A 15,626-nucleotide genomic window follows, 5' to 3' on the forward strand; every position below is an offset into this window, starting at 1 on the left:
TCGCCCTCGGCCAAAGTGCACGGCAAGGTAAAGAGCGCAAAAGCCTTGTTCGGGGGACGAAACAAGTGGAGACGACCATGGGTGAACGGCGCAGAACTCGGGGCGGCGGCGGAGCTGCGCGGCGGGCGGAGCGCAGCGCGGTTCGCATCGAGACGGCGCGGTTCATCGAGCGCAACATCCCGAATTTCGAGATCCTGACGGCGGAGGCCATCGAGATCATCGAGACCAACGCGGAGACCGTGCTGGAGGAGATCGGCGTCAACTTCGTCGAGAACCCGGCGGCGCTGGAACGCTGGCGGCAGGCGGGTGCGGACGTGCAGGGCGAGCGAGTGCACATTCCGCGCGGGCTGGCGCGGCAGTTGTGCTCCACTGCGCCCTCGCAGTTCCGGCAAGTTGCGCGAAACCCGGAGCGGTCGGTGGAGATCGGAGGGCGGAACCTAGTTCTGGCGCCAGTATATGGGCCGCCTTTCGTTCGCGACCTGGACGGCGTGCGCCGCTATGCGACGATCGAGGATTTCCGGAATTTCGTAAAGCTCGGCTACATGTCGAAATGGTTGCACCATTCCGGCGGTACGGTCTGCGAGCCGACCGACATCGCAGTGAACAAGCGGCACCTCGACATGCTGATGGCGCATATGACGCTGTCGGACAAACCGTTCATGGGGTCTGTGACGGAACCCAGCCGGGCGCAGGATTCGGTGGAGATGTGCGAGATCCTGTTCGGCAAGGAGTTCGTGCAGGACAACACGGTGATGACTTCGCTCATCAACATCAACTCGCCGCTGACCTTCGATTCGGTGATGATGGGCGCGCTGGAGGTCTATGCCGCGAATAATCAGGCGGCGATTGTATCGCCATTCATTGTGGGTGGCGCGATGGCGCCAGTTTCGGTAGCAGGCACGCTGACACAGGTGCTGGCCGAGGTCATGGCGGGTGTGGCCTATTCGCAGCTGGTGCGGCCGGGCGCGCCGGTGATTTTTGGGGCCTTCGTGACCTCGATCGACATGAACTCGGGCGCGCCGACCTTCGGGACGCCGGAAGCGGCGCAGATCACCTATGGTGCCGGACAACTGGCGCGGCGGCTGAACCTGCCTTACCGGTCAGCAGGCTCGTTCAACGGGTCGAAACTGCCAGATGGGCAGGCGGCCTACGAGACGGCGAACACGCTGAACGTGGGTCTGCAGAGCGGCGTGAACTTCATGCTGCATGCCTGCGGCTGGCTGGAAGGCGGTCTGGTTTCCGACTACCGCAAATTCGTGATGGATGCCGACCAATTGGGCGCACTGCACAAGATGGCGCAGGGTGTTGCCGTGGACGAGGACGCGCAGGCGATGGACGCGATCCGCGAGGTGGGGCCGGGTGGACACTACCTTGGCTGCGCCCATACCCAGCGCAATTTCAAATCCGCGTTCTGGCGGTCCGAGGTGCTGGATTACAAGCCCTACGAGACCTGGTATGAAGAGGGCGCCCGCGACACCGATACGCTGGCGGCTATCCGGGTGGAGAAGCTGCTGGCCGATTACCAGCAGCCGCATCTCGACCCAGGGATTGCCGAGGGTATCTCGGATTACGTTTCCCGAAAGAAAGCAGAAATGCCTGACAGCTTTACCTGAGCGCGGCATGGACCGGGACGGAAGAGGCGGCTTCGCGCTCCAGCCTGGCGGCTTCGCTAGCCAATTCACGCGCCTCGGCAATCAGGGCCACTAATACCTCTATGTGACGTGCCGGGCTGTAGCTGGCTTCGCCATCCCTGCGCGCGAGATCCATCAGTTCCTCGGTAAGCAGCAGGTCGGACACTGCGCGATGCGGCGTGGGCGCGGCACGGTCCTGGAAAAGGCGCGGAAGCATCCTCTCCCGGTTGTAGTCGGCCAGTCCGTGGCGCACCGCCTGTAACAGCAGTTTCGGGCGGTGCAGGGCATTTACAAGGTCAATGAGTTCCGACATCCCGAGTCTCTCGCAATTTCATCCTGCTGAAAACAGTGCCGCATCCCCTGTGCATGTTGCGTTCAAGCCGCCTTCGGGCTGGCGATTAGGAATATGTTCATGGATTGGGGGCAGATTTTCGAGGCTGTGGATAAATTTAACGAAATAGAAACAAATTCCACCGCTAGTTGTTAACTCTTTGGCCGGAAATGCGGCTTGCCGGGATGGGTGCCCGCGCCGGGTCGAAGACAGTATCAAGTCGCTGAGGGGCTATCGGAACGATGACGGCAGACATCGCGAACGTCTCGGAGACCCTGTTTCCGAGCTGGGTACCGACACATGTGCGCCATTACGTTGTGCATACGGAATGCGGAGAATCGATCCGTGCACTCGCCCGGAATGCCGGCTGTCACGCTTCGACCGTGATGCGCCAGGTCCGCCGCAACGAGACCAGACGCGACGACCCGCTCGTCGACAAGGCGATCACCCGGTTGGCGGCGGTCGTCCGCCATCCGCCCACCCGCGAGCACGAGGACAGCCAGAACATGAAGATGGACTACCGTATCGAAAGCTGTGAGTTGCCCGAGGCCGACAGGATCGACGACGAGGCACGTCGGGTGCTGCGCCTGCTCGCAGAACCGGACGCAATACTGGCTGTGGCGCCGGGCATGGAAAAGGCCGTGGTGGTGCGTGAGATGTCGGACGGGCGTAATGTACGGACTGCGGTGCTGGATGCGGAGATCGCCGAGGCCTTTGCGCTGAAGGACTGGATCGCCGGCAAGCGCAAAGGGCGGATCGCACGTTACAGGATCTCTCCGGTGGGGCGGTCGGCTCTGAAACGGCTGGAAGCGGAACAGGCTGGAACGAGCGGCGTCTTTTCCGAGGCGCCGTCGATTTTCGGCGAACAGCACCGCGCTTGCGACACGGAGGGCGACCGCCGCCGCGGGCGGCGGGTGCTATACAACGCCAATGAGAGCCCTCTGGTGGCGCTTTCGCGACGTCGTGACAAGGAAGGGCACCCGTTTCTGAGCACCGAACTGGTCAGAGCTGGCGAGCGGCTGCGCGAGGACTTTGAACTGGCGCAGCTAGGGCCGCGGGTGGCACAGAACTGGGATCGGTTTTTGACTGGTACGGATCATGCGTCTTTCCGGTCCGGCACCGAACTCGGCCACGGATCGGAAGCGGCACGCGACCGGGTTTCGAATGCGCTTAAGGAACTGGGGCCTGGCCTGGGAGATGTTGCGCTACGCTGCTGTTGTTTCCTGGAGGGCATGGAGCAGGCCGAAAAGCGCATGGGCTGGTCGGCCCGGTCGGGTAAGATCGTCCTGAAAATCGCATTGCAACGGCTGAAGCACCATTATGAGGGACTGGGGAGCGCGGCGAGCCTGATTGGATGATCCGTCATGCCGCCGCGACGAGTAGTCCGACGAGGTAGGCGACGAAGGCGCAGAAGCTGCCGACGAGGACGGTTTCGGTGACGGCGCGCACGATCCCTTCGCCGGAGGTGCAGCCACGAAGCAGACCGAGAAGTGCCAGCGCGCAAAGTGTGCCAACGACGGAGAAGGCGAAGAGCCGCTCGTGATCCGGCCAGAGCAGGAACGGCAGGAGCGGAACGACGCCCAGCATCACGAAACTGATGAAGGTCGAAAGACCGGTGGCGGCTGGGTGAACGTCGCTCGGCGCCTCGACGCCGTGGCGGTGCTGCAGTTGCAGGTCGACCACCAGTTCGGGGCTTTGACGAAGGAGGCCCGCCGCCTGTGACGCGACCGGCGCCGGCAGGCCATGGCCGCGCAGCAGGGAGGCGAGATCCCGTTCCGTAGCGGCGGGATTGTCGGCGATCTCGGCAAGAGCCTGGCGGCGGAGGGTGCGGTAAAGGCCGCGCTGCGAGCGGCCGGACAGGAATTCGCCCAGACCCATCGATACAGCATCGGCGAACAAGTTTGCGAAGCCGAAGATCAGGACCGCAAGAATCCCGAGTTCCACGGCGCCTTCGGCGCTCGCCCCAGCGAAGCCGGCGACGATGGCGAAGGTAGTAACGATGCCATCATTGCCGCCATAGACCATCGGGCGGAGGTAGATCTGCGCGCGGTTCAGCGCGCTGGAAGACTCGTGGCTGGCCATTCGGCGGGCTCCGCTTCGCAGCGTCAATGCAGCGAATGGAGCCCGAGCGCATGATGAATATCAAGGAAAACGCGCGCCGGAGCAGGCAGACTGCAGGCGAAAAATGGGCCGCGGGGAGCGGAGGAGAGACAGATGAACCTTAAAAACCGGCGCCGGGCGCTGCACGGGCTGGTCGGAGGGCTTGGCGTTACAGCCGCGCTTGGAGGGATCGTTGGTGATTTGTATTCGCCGCGAAATGCATTGGCGGCGGCCTTTGCGATCTGGATCGTCGGGGCGACACTGATCAACGTGCTGACCGATCCGCCCTCCTAACGAAAGGCGCCCGGTTGTCCGGACGCCTTCTTGTTACATGAGTGGTTGGTCACTCGGCCGCTTCCTGCGGTGTCTTTTCGGTTACCGGTACTGCGTTCGGGTCGTATTTGTCCGGGTCGGCGGCGCGCACCGCATCGCGGACACCTTTTCCGTAATCCGGGTGCACCTGATCGAAGAGCCGGCACTGGCGCTCGATGATCTCGGCCGGAACGCCGCCCATCGCGGCAGCAACGTTCGAGAACAGCCGCTGCTTCTGCGCGTCGTCAAAAAGTTCGAACAGCGCGCGGGGCTGACTGAAGTCGTCATTGCCGATGCGGTGGTTGTAGCGGTCGGCGTCGCCGGAGACCTTTAGAGGCGGTTCCTGAGCTTCCGGAACCTCGCGCGCAGCGCCGGGCACTGAGTTCGGCTCGTAATATGCGTCGGTGGCACCAGTGCGGAGGCCCGCATAGTTCATCAGGCCGTCCTTGTGGTAGTGGTGCACCGGGCATTTCGGCTGGTTGACCGGCATCTGCTCGTAATGCACGCCCAGACGGTAACGGTGCGCATCAGCGTAGGAGAAGATCCGCGCTTGCAGCATCTTGTCCGGACTCCACGAGATGCCTGGGACAATGTTGGACGGGCTGAACGCGGCGTATTCGATTTCCTGGAAGTAGTTTTCCGGGTTCCGGTTCAACTCCAGCACGCCAATGTCGATTGGTGGGTAGTCAGCATGCGGCCAGACCTTTGTGAGGTCGAAGGGGTTGTAAGGCGTTTTCTCGACGTCCTCTTCAGGCATGATCTGGACCTGCACCTTCCAGCGCGGGAAATTGCCGTCTTCGATCGTGTTATACAGCCGCTCCTGATACCCCTCGCGGGTCTTGCCTACGACCTTTTCGGCCTCTGCATTGGTGTAGAAGTCGTGACCCTGTTCGGTCTTGAAGTGGAACTTCACCCAGTAACGCTCTCCTTCCGTGTTCCAGAAGGAATAGGTATGCGAGCCGTAGCCGTTCATGTGCATCGGCGATTGCGGCAGGCCGCGGTCGGACATCAGGATGGTGACCTGGTGCAGTGACTCCGGGCTCAGCGACCAGAAATCCCACATCGCGGTGGGTGAGCGCAGATTGGTTTTGGGGTGCCGTTTCTGAGTGTGGATGAAATCCGGGAATTTATAGGGGTCGCGCACGAAAAAGACAGGGGTGTTGTTGCCCACGAGGTCCCAGTTTCCTTCCTCGGTGTAGAATTTCAGCGCAAAGCCACGGACGTCGCGTTCGTGGTCGGCTGCGCCCTGTTCCCCGGCCACGGTGGAGAAACGCGCGATCATCGGGGTTTCCGCGCCAGGCTGCAGCGCCTTGGCGCAGGTATACTTCGAAATATCGCCGGTAATCTTCAGGGTACCGTGAGCGCCCCAGCCCTTGGCGTGGACGGTGCGCTCGGGGATGCGTTCGCGGTTCTGGTGCGCCAGCTTTTCGAGAAGCTGGTAGTCCTGCATCAATACCGGGCCGCGCGGGCCGGTCGTCATCGAGTTCTGGTTGTCGGGAACCGGCGCACCGGCGGTGGTTGTCATCTTTTTGTCGGTCATGGGTGCCTCCGAATGGTGCCTGAGATTGCTGCTTGCTTTTGAAGTAGCGTTGATCCAGCGGCGTCTAGAATAATCAGAGATGAAATTTAGCTATCGAAGCCATAGTTTTTTCTGATGGACGAAATGGATACGGCCGATGCATAATGGATGTTCCGCCTGTTCAATCTGGCTTCAGATCAGACACTTGGCGCTGAATCTTTACGCAAACGACATCGGAACGCACCTGCGGCGGGAGTTCATATTCGATGCCAGGAAAGGATCACCGTAGGTGGATTGCCCATTTGCCGCTAAAGGATAGGCTCGGGCGGTCCGTATCAGGGAGCCCCGAATGCCGCATCGTCTCGACTACGCCGCGCTGTCGCCCGAACTATTCAAAAAATATTATGCTTTCACCAATGCGCTGCTGGACAGTGTCATCCCGGCGCGGATGCGTGAACTGGTGGCGGTGCGGGTGTCGCAGATGAACGGCTGCGCCCATTGCGTCGACCTGCATGTGCGGCGCGGGCGCCAGAAGGGCGAAAGCGAGATCCGCATGCATCATCTGGCAGTTTGGCGCGAGTCGCCGCTTTTCGATGAAAAGGAACGCGCTGCGTTGGAATGGACTGAGGCGTTGACGCATCTGGGTACGCATGGCGTTCCGGATACTGTCTATGATGCGGTGCGCGCGGTGCTGACCGACAAGGAAGTCGCCGACCTGACGTTCGTGGTGATGGGGATCAACGGCTGGAACCGAGCCAGCGTGGCATTCCAGGCGATACCGGGTGAAAGCGATAAGGTGGCGGGGCTGGAAGACATAACGCTGGATTGAAACGCGGAAGGGCCCGCGATTGGCGGGCCCTTGTCAAATCGTCCGGTGCAAAGAGGTCAGGCGGCGGCGCCGGCGGCCTCGGTGCGCAGGTAGTCGAGCAGATTGTCCGGGCTCGACACGCCGTACGGATCTTCGGGGTGGTTGTCGCAAAGGCCCGGTTCCTCAAACCATGCCTCGACCACGCCGTCATTGACCACGGCGGCGTAGCGCCAGGAGCGCATGCCGAAGCCGAGATTGTCCTTGTTCACCAGCATTCCCATGCGGCGGGTGAATTCGCCGGAGCCGTCCGGGATCACCTTGACGTGCTGGATGCCCTGAGCCTGGGCCCATTTGTTCATGACGAAGCTGTCATTGACGGACATGCAGTAGATCTCGTCGATGCCGAGTTCCTGGAAGGTCTCGTAATTCTCCTCGAACCCCGGAAGCTGGTAGGTGGAGCAGGTGGGCGTGAAGGCGCCCGGGAGCGAGAACAGGATGACGCGCTTGCCCTTGAAGTAATCGTCGGTCGACACGTCCTGCCAGCGGTAGGGGTTCGGCCCTTCGATGCTGTCGTCCCGGACACGGGTGCGGAAGGTGATCTGGGGAAGTTTGTGGCCCGTTTTCATCGGCGCGGCTCCTCGGCTCGGAAGTCAGAATTCTGCGTATGCACAATGAAATACCGGGCCGCATGCTGCATGCGCAATACGGGCATGGGGCCGCTTCCCTGACCATTCTGCATACCCGCCATGCGCAGGGTGGCGGCGTGTACTTTATTCATTCGTTTTGCCTGAAAAATGCGCTAGATAGGTGCGAGCGAGGAGAGACCATGCGCGATCTGAAGATCCCGGGCCAGCGCCATCCGGAAAAGGCGCACCGCCCCGACAACGCCCAGCCAAAGAAGCCTGACTGGATCCGGGTAAAGGCGCCCAGCTCCGCCGGATACAAGCAGACCCGCGACATCATGCGCGAGCATCGCCTGACGACCGTCTGCGAGGAAGCGGGCTGTCCGAACGTGGGCGAGTGCTGGTCGCAGGGCCACGCCACGATGATGATCATGGGTGAGATCTGCACGCGCGGCTGTACCTTCTGTAACGTCGCAACCGGCCGGCCCGACTCGCTGGACGTGTTCGAACCGGGGCGGGTGGCCGATGCCGTCGCCAAGCTGGGGCTGAACCACGTGGTGATCACTTCGGTAGATCGCGACGACGTCGATGACGGCGGGGCCGAACATTTCGCGATGACGATCCGCGCAGTGCGCAAGCGCGCACCCGACACGACTATCGAGATCCTGACGCCGGACTTCCTGAAATCGAAGCCCGGCTCGCTGGAAACGGTGGTCGAGGCGCGGCCGGACGTCTTCAACCATAACCTCGAGACCGTGCCGGGGCTCTACCCGTCAGTACGGCCGGGTGCGCGGTATTTCCATTCGTTGCGGTTGCTGCAGCGCGTAAAGGAACTGGATCCGGCGATGTTCACCAAGTCCGGCATTATGGTTGGCTTGGGTGAGGACCGGCAGGGCGTACTGCAGGTGATGGATGACATGCGCGCGGCGGATATCGATTTCCTGACCATCGGCCAGTACCTGCAGCCGACGCCGAAGCACCACAGGGTAGACCGCTTCGTGACACCGGAGGAATTCGCGGGCTACGAGAAATCCGCATTTGGCAAGGGCTTCCTGATGGTCTCGGCGACGCCGCTGACACGGTCCAGCTATCATGCAGGTGACGACTTCGCGCGGCTGCGGAACGCGCGCAACGCAAAACTCGGAATCGCCTGACCGGCCTGACGGTCACGCTTGTTCAGAAATTTAGCCCGACGAAGCCGTTGACCACGGTGTCCGCCTCGGTATCCGATGCGACGCCCAGTGACAGGCCGACACGCTCGTTGAAATCGTAGCGTCCGGCAAGGCCGGCGGTTACATCGGAGCCGTCCAAGGGAAGCTGCACCACGCCTGATAAAGTGACGGCGCCGAAGGCGCGGTAAACGGCGAAGCCCTCGACAAAGGTCGGCTCGTCATCGGCGCCAGGGGCAAAAAGACCGAGGCCGGCATCCACCTTTGGCCCATGCCATTGCGCCTGCAGCTTGCCGCTGCTGTCGCCGTCATCGTTGGACTCGAGCGCTACCGACACGTCCCAGTCGCCGGAGGTGTAGCCAAGACCGACACTGCCGATCACGGTGTCGTGGTTGGAAACGTTGTGGACCGATACCGCATAGCTCAGTTGGCCGCTGCGACCATCGAAACGAGCACCCCAGGGCAGGTAGCCGTCATGCATCGGGCCCCAGGTTGCCTCGGACCGTGTGCGCTCGGCATGGTCGGCAGCGATCGTCGGAAAGCTGCGTTCCAGCGCGGAAACGGCAAAGCTGTCATAGGCCGGATGCGGTACGCCGGCGGAGATGCGGCTGTTGCCGAAGTCCCAGGTGACGGCGCCGAATGTCTCGTGCGGGCTGTCGGCCTCGTCGGCATAGCCGTAGACTCCTAGCTCCAGCCCCAGCGGGACACGGTTGAAAGAGAGCCGCAGGTTCAAGTCGCCGGATAGGAACAGGCCCGATTCCGGCAGACGGTCGGCGAAGCCCAATGCGACGCCGCCGGACGTTTCGATCGGCAGGGAGGATTGCGCCTGTGCCGCTCCGGCGCTGAAAAACGCCGCGGTGATTAGGAAGGCTGCTCGCACTGCCTCATACCCTTTGAAAGCCGTTGTTCAGCTTGTTGTTATGAGGGGATAATACCGTAACTTGCTGCGTCCGCAAAGAGCCTTGGCGCAGATGTGATGTGTTAGGTTCCTGCGGCGCGTGCGTGGAAAATGAAGCCGAGGAAATTCAGCAAAACCTGTGCAGCGAGGATGGCGGTGGCACCCGTCGGGTCATAATCCGGCGCGACCTCGACCAGATCGATGCCGACGATCTCGTGGGTTCTGGCGGCGTGCTGGAGAAGTTCGAGCACCTCGTAGTAGAGAAAGCCGCCATGGCTGGGCGTGCCGGTGCCGGGGGCGATGGAGGGGCAGAAGGCGTCGATGTCGATGGTGACGTACAGCTTCGCGCCGGTCGGGATCGAGGCGAGGGCGGCTTTGGTGCCGAGCTTGCGGGCCTTGCGGACAGACAGGATGGTGGAGCCCATGGCGCGCGCGTCCTCGTAGCCTTCGCGGGCGGTGGAGGAGACGTTGCGGATGCCGATCTGGGTCAGGCCGGTGACATTGCGCTTCTCGGCGGCGCGGCGCATCGGGTTGCCGTGGCCGAAGCGGACGCCGTGGCGTTCATCGACGAAATCCAGATGAGCATCGATCTGCAATATATGGAAATCGCCGGTGTTTTCGAAGGCGTCGATGCAGGGAATGTTGATGGAATGGTCGCCGCCGATGGTGACCGGCAGGGCGCCGGCGGCAAGGATCGCCTCGACCCCCTTGCGGATGTTGGCGTGGCTCTGGATCGTGTCGGTGTGGACGATGTCGGCATCGCCGATATCGACGATCTTCACATCGGAGCCGAGATAGGTGGCGTCGTCCTCGTGGTCATAAGCGCCAGCATGGCCGAAGGAGAACAGGGTGGACGCCTCGCGCACGGCCCTCGGGCCGAAGCGGGCGCCGGGCCGATACTGGGTGCCGCCGTCGAAGGGCGCGCCGAGAATGGCGGCATGGGCATCGATCCGGCTCCAGTCCTCGACGTAAGGACGCTTGCCGAAGGTGGCGATGCCGGTGAAGGGCAGGTTCAGGCGGCCGGTTAGGTATCCATGGGTGCTCATGCGGCGAGGCTTGCCGGGAATGCCGCCTTTCGCAAGGGGCGGTGTGCGGCGAATGGGCGCTTGGCAGGGCGCGGGCGGCGCGGTAGACGTGAAGCATTCTGGAATTGGAATACGAAATGGCGATACCGGGACGGGTAAATCTGTGGCGCGGCATGCCGCCGGCGGTTTATCCGCCGATAATGGGGCTGTTCGGTTTGTCGCTGGCATGGCGGCGGGCTGTGAGTGTCTTCGGCCTTCCGGCCGGGATCGCGGACCTGTTGTTGGGTGCGGTGACTATGGGTTTTATCGTTGTGTTGGTTGCTTACGCGGCGAAGTTTATCACGCGGCCCGCTGTGCTGATCGAGGATCTGAAAGTGCTGCCGGGACGAACGGGGATGCCCGCGTTGTCGATGTCGGTGATGCTGCTTGCGGGTGGACTGATGCCGCTGGCGCCCGGCTTTGCGAAAGGGTTGCTGCTTGCGGGGCTGGCCCTGCATGGGGTGATTGCTCTGCTGGTGCTTTATGTCCTGTCGAATAGCCCGACTGAGGGCCGAGTCGTCACACCCGCGTGGCACCTGGCGTTCGTTGGTTTCATCGTCTCACCGTTGGCAGCGGTGCCGCTGGGTATGACGGCGCTGGCGGAATGGGTGCTGTGGTGCACGATGTTGGCGGCGGCCGCGATTTATGCAGCGAGCGCAGTGCAACTGATCCGCCGTGCGCCGCCCCCACCTTTGCGGCCGCTGCTGGCGATCCACCTTGCGCCTGTGGCGCTGTTCGGGACCGCGGCGGCGTTGCTGGGGATGACGTCACTCGCTCTGGTTTTCGCTGGCATAGCCGGGCTTGTACTGACGGCGCTGTTGGTTGGTGTAAGGTATCTTGCGGCGGCGGGATTCAGCCCGTTCTGGGGCGCCTTCACCTTTCCGCTCGCCGCCTTCGCGGGGCTGATGCTGGCGCTGGCCGGGCAGGGGGCATTGTTTCGGGTGGCCGGCGGCATCACCCTATTTGGTGCGACACTGCTGATCCCGTGGATCGCAGCAAAGATTCTACAGCTCTGGATCAAGGGCGTTCTGACAGTGAAGTCCAATGCAGCGATTGCGTAACTGGGCACGAAACGAAGCCGCCTTCTTGTTCCGGCTGAAAGTTTATTGAGGGACCTAGAGGGCAAAGCCTCCAGCCGGCCGAACCGCACGAGACGATTTGAATTCACGACACCAGGCACGGCCTAACCTCCCTGCGCTTCCAACCAGTCGAGGATCTTCTTTCGGCTGCCATCCAGCGCCGGAACCGGGTCGCGTTCGGTGCTGTCGGGCAGGCCCGACATCTTGATCGGGTTGCCGGCGGCGGTGAAGACGTGACCCGTGGGACCGGGAACTTTCACCACCATCGAGCGGGCGAGAAGTTGCGGGTCCTGCAGTGCCTCGGCAACGTTCTGAATCGCACCAGTGGGAATGCCAGCGCCTTCAAGGAGTTCAATCCAGTGCGCCTTGGGTTTTTCCAGTGTCACCGTCTCAATCAGCCGCTTCAACACCTTCACGTTCTCGCAACGCGCACCGTTGCTGGCAAATCGCGGATCGCCCTGAAGATCGAGCCCCAATGCTTTGCAAAGTCTTGCGAAAAGCACATCGTTTCCGGCAGCGATGACGAACAGACCGTCCTGGGCATGGTAGGTTTCGAAAGGTGTGATCGTCGGATGGCGTGCGCCCGAGGGGCCGGGGACTGTTCCGGTAGCGGAGGTTAGGGCGACGGCGTGTTCAAGGATCGCGATCTGTGAATCCAGCATTGCGACATCGACTTTTTGCCCCTTGCCGGTCTTGTCGCGGGAAATGATCGCGGCGAGGAGGCCCTGAGCCAGGAACATGCCGGCAACAATATCGCCGATGGAGGCGCCAACGCGGACCGGCTCGCGGTCCTTCTCGCCGGTGATGGACATCACGCCGCCGCGGGCCTGCACGACCATGTCGTAGGCGGGGCGCTGCGCCTCTGGCCCGGTATGGCCGAATCCGGAGACGGCTCCATAGATCAGGCGCGGGTATTTGGCGTGGAGGTCATTCCAGCCGTAGCCGAGGCGTTCCATCACGCCGGGGCGGTAATTCTCGACGAGGATGTCCGCCTTTGCCACCAGCCGGTCGAAGATTTTGCGGTCCTCCTCTGCACGCAGGTTGAGGGCGATCGATTCCTTGCCGTGATTGATCGCCGCGAAGTACGCGCTGAAACCGTCGACGAAGGGCGGGAATTCCCGTGTGTCGTCGCCTTGGCCGGGGCGTTCCACCTTGATGACATGGGCTCCGAGGTCCGACAGCGTCATCGTGCAATAGGGTCCGGCGAGGACATGGGTCAGGTCGAGGACGACGCATCCGGCGAGCGGGGCTTCGGTCATTCAGGGGCTCCTCTATCGTGGTTCGGTGCTGTTTGGACGGCATATCTTGCGATTCGATGATGAACCCCTCTTCCCCCCGCTGCCAAGCCATGCAATAGGGGGGCGCCAACCGACCCCACCCTTTGGAGAGCCCGATGGTGATTCGTGAGGCACTTACCTTCGATGATGTGCTGCTTGTACCTGCAGCTTCGAGCGTTCTGCCTTCGACGGCGGATACGCGCACCCATGTCACCAAGGCCATCGCGCTGAATATTCCATTGCTCAGTTCGGCGATGGACACCGTCACGGAATCGCGAATGGCGATCACCATGGCGCAGGCGGGTGGTATCGGGGTGATCCACAAGAACCTGGACGTGCAGGCGCAGGCACGCGAGGTGCGACGTGTGAAGCGGTTCGAAAGCGGCATCGTCTACAACCCGGTGACGCTACGGGCCGACCAGACGCTGGCGGATGCGAAGGCGCTGATCGAGCGTTACAACTTCACCGGTTTCCCGGTGGTGGACGAGGGCGGTCGCGTTGTTGGGATCGTGACGAACCGGGACATGCGTTTCGCGACCTCGGACGACACGCCAGTTCGGGTGATGATGACTTCGAAGGACCTGGCGATCCTGCAGGAACCGGCAGACCGGGACGAGGCAATCAGCCTGATGAAGGCACGGCGCATCGAGAAGCTACTGGTGACAAACAGGGACGGCAAGCTGACCGGGCTGCTGACGCTCAAGGATACTGAGATGTCGGTGCTGAACCCGACCGCCTGTAAGGATGACCTCGGGCGGCTACGTGTGGCGGCCGCGACCTCTGTCGGCGATGCCGGCTTTGAGCGGACCGAGGCGCTGATCGATGCGGGCGTGGATATAGTTGTTGTGGACACCGCACATGGCCATTCACGTGGCGTAATCGAAGCGGTGCAGCGTGCCAAGCGCCTGTCAAACGAAGTACAGGTGATCGCGGGGAATGTCGCGACCGCGGCGGCGACCAAGGCGCTTATCGATGCGGGCGCAGATGCTGTGAAAGTGGGAATCGGACCGGGTTCCATCTGCACCACGCGGATGGTCGCGGGTGTCGGGGTTCCACAGCTGACTGCAGTCATGGAATGCGCCGAGGCGGCGGGCGACGTGCCGGTGATCGCGGATGGCGGCATCAAGTTCTCTGGCGATTTCGCCAAGGCGATCGCCGCGGGTGCGTCCTGCGCGATGGTTGGTTCGATGATCGCGGGGACTGACGAAAGCCCGGGTGAGGTGATTCTGTATCAGGGGCGCTCGTTCAAATCCTATCGCGGCATGGGGTCTCTGGGCGCAATGGCGCGCGGATCTGCGGACCGGTATTTCCAAAAAGATGCAGCCAGTGACAAGCTGGTCCCCGAAGGGATCGAGGGGCAGGTGCCCTACAAGGGGTCTGCCGGCGCCGTCATTCACCAGCTGGTGGGTGGGCTGCGCGCAGCGATGGGCTATACCGGCTGTGCCACGGTCGAAGAGATGCGGAAGAATTGCGAATTCGTGCGTATCACCGGCGCCGGGCTGAAAGAAAGCCATGTGCATGACGTGCAGATCACCCGGGAATCGCCAAACTACCGGATGGCCTAGTATTGCGGTGGGTTACGCGCCGATCTTCAGGTTTAGCCAATGACCCCGGGCGCACGGATTGCGGCGGCGATTGCTGTGCTGGACGAGGTGCTCGCCGGTGCGCCGGCGGAGCGGGTCCTGACAAACTGGGCACGAAATAACCGCTACGCCGGGTCAGGCGACCGGGCGGCGATCCGCGATCATGTCTATGACGCGCTGCGCTGTCGGTTGTCTTTTGCCTGGCTCGGCGGATCGGAGACCGGGCGCGGCCTGATGATCGGGGCAGCGCGGGCCGCCGGCATGGATGCGGGAACGCTGTTCAGTGGGGAAGGCTATGCGCCAGCACCACTGACAAATGCAGAGACGGAAGAGCGGGTGCTCGACGCCGCGCCGGAGGCCGTGCTGCTGGACACGCCTGAGTGGTTGCTGGCGCTGACGCGTGAAAGTTTGGGTGACAAAGCGGAACCGGTGCTGGCGACCATGCGGCGGCGGGCGCCGGTTTTCCTGCGGGTCAATGCGGCCCTCACGAACCGCGAGGAGGCGCAGGCATCGCTGGCCAGGGACGGGATCGAGACGGTGGCGCACGATCTGTCACCATGGGCGCTGGAGGTGACGAAGAACCCGCGCCGGGTGAAGGCGAGCAGGGCCTACCGCGAGGGGCAGGTGGAATTGCAGGACCTGTCAAGCCAGGCCGCCTGTGCCGCGCTAGGGGTGGTGCCGGGCAAGCGGGTGCTTGATTTCTGTGCGGGCGGTGGCGGCAAGGCTCTGGCTATGGCGGCGCTGGGAGCGGAGGTAGTCGCTCATGACGCCGAACCGCGGCGAATGCGCGATTTGCCGGTGCGAGCAGAGCGCGCCGGTGCGCGGATTGGGCTGGCCGAGACGGTGGAACTGGCGGAAATGGGGCCGTTCGATCTGGTGCTGTGCGATGCGCCCTGTTCCGGCAGCGGCACGTGGCGGCGAACACCGGAGGCGAAGTGGCGACTGACGGCCGACGACCTGGCGGCACTGGTCGCCCTGCAGGCGGATATCCTTGAACAGGCGTTGCCGCTGGTCGCGCCGAATGGGCGGTTAGCCTATACGACCTGCTCGCTGCTGGAATCAGAGAACGGCAGGCAGGTCGCGGCGTTGCAGCGGGCGCATCCAGAAGTGATACTCGTTTCTGAACAAAGCTTTACACCTCTTAGTGAAGGCGACGGCTTTTACTGCGCCATTCTTGAGGTTTTCCGGAACCCGGCGGCAGCCGTCTGAAATGTTAAGAGTGTGTTAACGTT

General features: G+C 62.6%; 15 protein-coding genes. 8 read left to right on the plus strand and 7 right to left on the minus strand.

What is annotated here, in order from left to right; translation table 11 throughout:
• The first annotated feature begins 77 nt into the window (after window positions 1–77).
• On the plus strand, window positions 78–1,613 hold the full coding sequence (locus HCO70_RS08555) for a trimethylamine methyltransferase family protein (protein WP_172294948.1): 1,536 nt from the start codon (window positions 78–80) through the stop codon (window positions 1,611–1,613).
• Here HCO70_RS08555 and HCO70_RS08560 read toward each other — a convergent pair.
• Window positions 1,606–1,944, minus strand: a complete 339-nt coding sequence (locus tag HCO70_RS08560; protein ID WP_216665304.1) for a DUF6477 family protein — start codon at window positions 1,942–1,944, stop codon at window positions 1,606–1,608. The two genes, HCO70_RS08555 and HCO70_RS08560, sit on opposite strands and share 8 nt — an antisense overlap.
• A gap of 260 nt (window positions 1,945–2,204) precedes the next feature.
• Between HCO70_RS08560 and HCO70_RS08565 the strand changes: the two genes are divergently transcribed.
• Entirely contained in the window at window positions 2,205–3,320 is a 1,116-nt protein-coding gene (locus HCO70_RS08565) for a DUF6456 domain-containing protein (RefSeq protein WP_172294950.1), read from the plus strand.
• A gap of 4 nt (window positions 3,321–3,324) precedes the next feature.
• Here HCO70_RS08565 and HCO70_RS08570 read toward each other — a convergent pair whose 3' ends face one another.
• Complete coding sequence (locus HCO70_RS08570) at window positions 3,325–4,044, minus strand: VIT1/CCC1 transporter family protein (RefSeq protein WP_172294952.1); 720 nt, start codon at window positions 4,042–4,044, stop codon at window positions 3,325–3,327.
• 132 nt (window positions 4,045–4,176) lie between these two features.
• Between HCO70_RS08570 and HCO70_RS08575 the strand changes: the two genes are divergently transcribed.
• Window positions 4,177–4,356, plus strand: coding sequence for a hypothetical protein (locus tag HCO70_RS08575; RefSeq protein WP_172294954.1), 180 nt, complete (start codon window positions 4,177–4,179; stop codon window positions 4,354–4,356).
• A gap of 49 nt (window positions 4,357–4,405) precedes the next feature.
• Here the strand turns inward: HCO70_RS08575 and katA are convergent, their stop codons facing one another.
• On the minus strand, window positions 4,406–5,914 hold the full coding sequence (gene katA / locus HCO70_RS08580) for a catalase KatA (protein WP_172294956.1): 1,509 nt from the start codon (window positions 5,912–5,914) through the stop codon (window positions 4,406–4,408).
• A gap of 328 nt (window positions 5,915–6,242) precedes the next feature.
• Between katA and HCO70_RS08585 the strand changes: the two genes are divergently transcribed.
• The gene (locus tag HCO70_RS08585; protein WP_172294958.1) at window positions 6,243–6,722 is read left to right on the plus strand and encodes a carboxymuconolactone decarboxylase family protein; all 480 of its coding nucleotides are present in this window, start codon (window positions 6,243–6,245) and stop codon (window positions 6,720–6,722) included.
• 56 nt (window positions 6,723–6,778) lie between these two features.
• Here HCO70_RS08585 and HCO70_RS08590 read toward each other — a convergent pair whose 3' ends face one another.
• A complete protein-coding gene (locus HCO70_RS08590; protein WP_172294960.1) occupies window positions 6,779–7,327 on the minus strand; it encodes a peroxiredoxin in 549 nt (182 codons plus the stop codon).
• A 200-nt stretch (window positions 7,328–7,527) separates the two neighbouring features.
• Between HCO70_RS08590 and lipA the strand changes: the two genes are divergently transcribed.
• On the plus strand, window positions 7,528–8,478 hold the full coding sequence (gene lipA / locus HCO70_RS08595; RefSeq protein ID WP_172294962.1) for a lipoyl synthase: 951 nt from the start codon (window positions 7,528–7,530) through the stop codon (window positions 8,476–8,478).
• 22 nt (window positions 8,479–8,500) lie between these two features.
• Here lipA and HCO70_RS08600 read toward each other — a convergent pair whose 3' ends face one another.
• Both HCO70_RS08600 and speB read right to left on the minus strand, forming a co-directional pair.
• The gene (locus HCO70_RS08600) at window positions 8,501–9,373 is read right to left on the minus strand and encodes a hypothetical protein (RefSeq protein ID WP_172294964.1); all 873 of its coding nucleotides are present in this window, start codon (window positions 9,371–9,373) and stop codon (window positions 8,501–8,503) included.
• 101 nt (window positions 9,374–9,474) lie between these two features.
• The gene (gene speB / locus HCO70_RS08605) at window positions 9,475–10,437 is read right to left on the minus strand and encodes an agmatinase (RefSeq protein WP_172294966.1); all 963 of its coding nucleotides are present in this window, start codon (window positions 10,435–10,437) and stop codon (window positions 9,475–9,477) included.
• Window positions 10,438–10,553: 116 nt separating this feature from the next.
• Here speB and HCO70_RS08610 point away from each other — a divergent pair, with 116 nt between their 5' ends.
• Window positions 10,554–11,516: a tellurium resistance protein gene (locus tag HCO70_RS08610; protein WP_172294968.1), complete on the plus strand. Its 963-nt coding sequence runs from the start codon at window positions 10,554–10,556 to the stop codon at window positions 11,514–11,516.
• Between the two features lie 122 nt (window positions 11,517–11,638).
• On the opposite strand, the gene HCO70_RS08615 is transcribed toward HCO70_RS08610, so the two are convergent.
• Entirely contained in the window at window positions 11,639–12,793 is a 1,155-nt protein-coding gene (locus HCO70_RS08615; RefSeq protein ID WP_172294970.1) for a CaiB/BaiF CoA-transferase family protein, read from the minus strand.
• Window positions 12,794–12,927: 134 nt separating this feature from the next.
• Here HCO70_RS08615 and guaB point away from each other — a divergent pair, with 134 nt between their 5' ends.
• Together guaB and HCO70_RS08625 are read left to right on the plus strand one after the other, a co-directional pair.
• Window positions 12,928–14,376: an IMP dehydrogenase gene (guaB, locus tag HCO70_RS08620; protein WP_172294971.1), complete on the plus strand. Its 1,449-nt coding sequence runs from the start codon at window positions 12,928–12,930 to the stop codon at window positions 14,374–14,376.
• Window positions 14,377–14,415: 39 nt separating this feature from the next.
• Complete coding sequence (locus HCO70_RS08625) at window positions 14,416–15,603, plus strand: RsmB/NOP family class I SAM-dependent RNA methyltransferase (RefSeq protein ID WP_172294973.1); 1,188 nt, start codon at window positions 14,416–14,418, stop codon at window positions 15,601–15,603.
• Window positions 15,604–15,626: the final 23 nt, after the last annotated feature.

Origin of the sequence: Pseudoruegeria sp. HB172150 (assembly GCF_013184805.1) — a bacterium.
In the GTDB taxonomy this organism is placed as follows: Bacteria; Pseudomonadota; Alphaproteobacteria; order Rhodobacterales; family Rhodobacteraceae; genus Psychromarinibacter.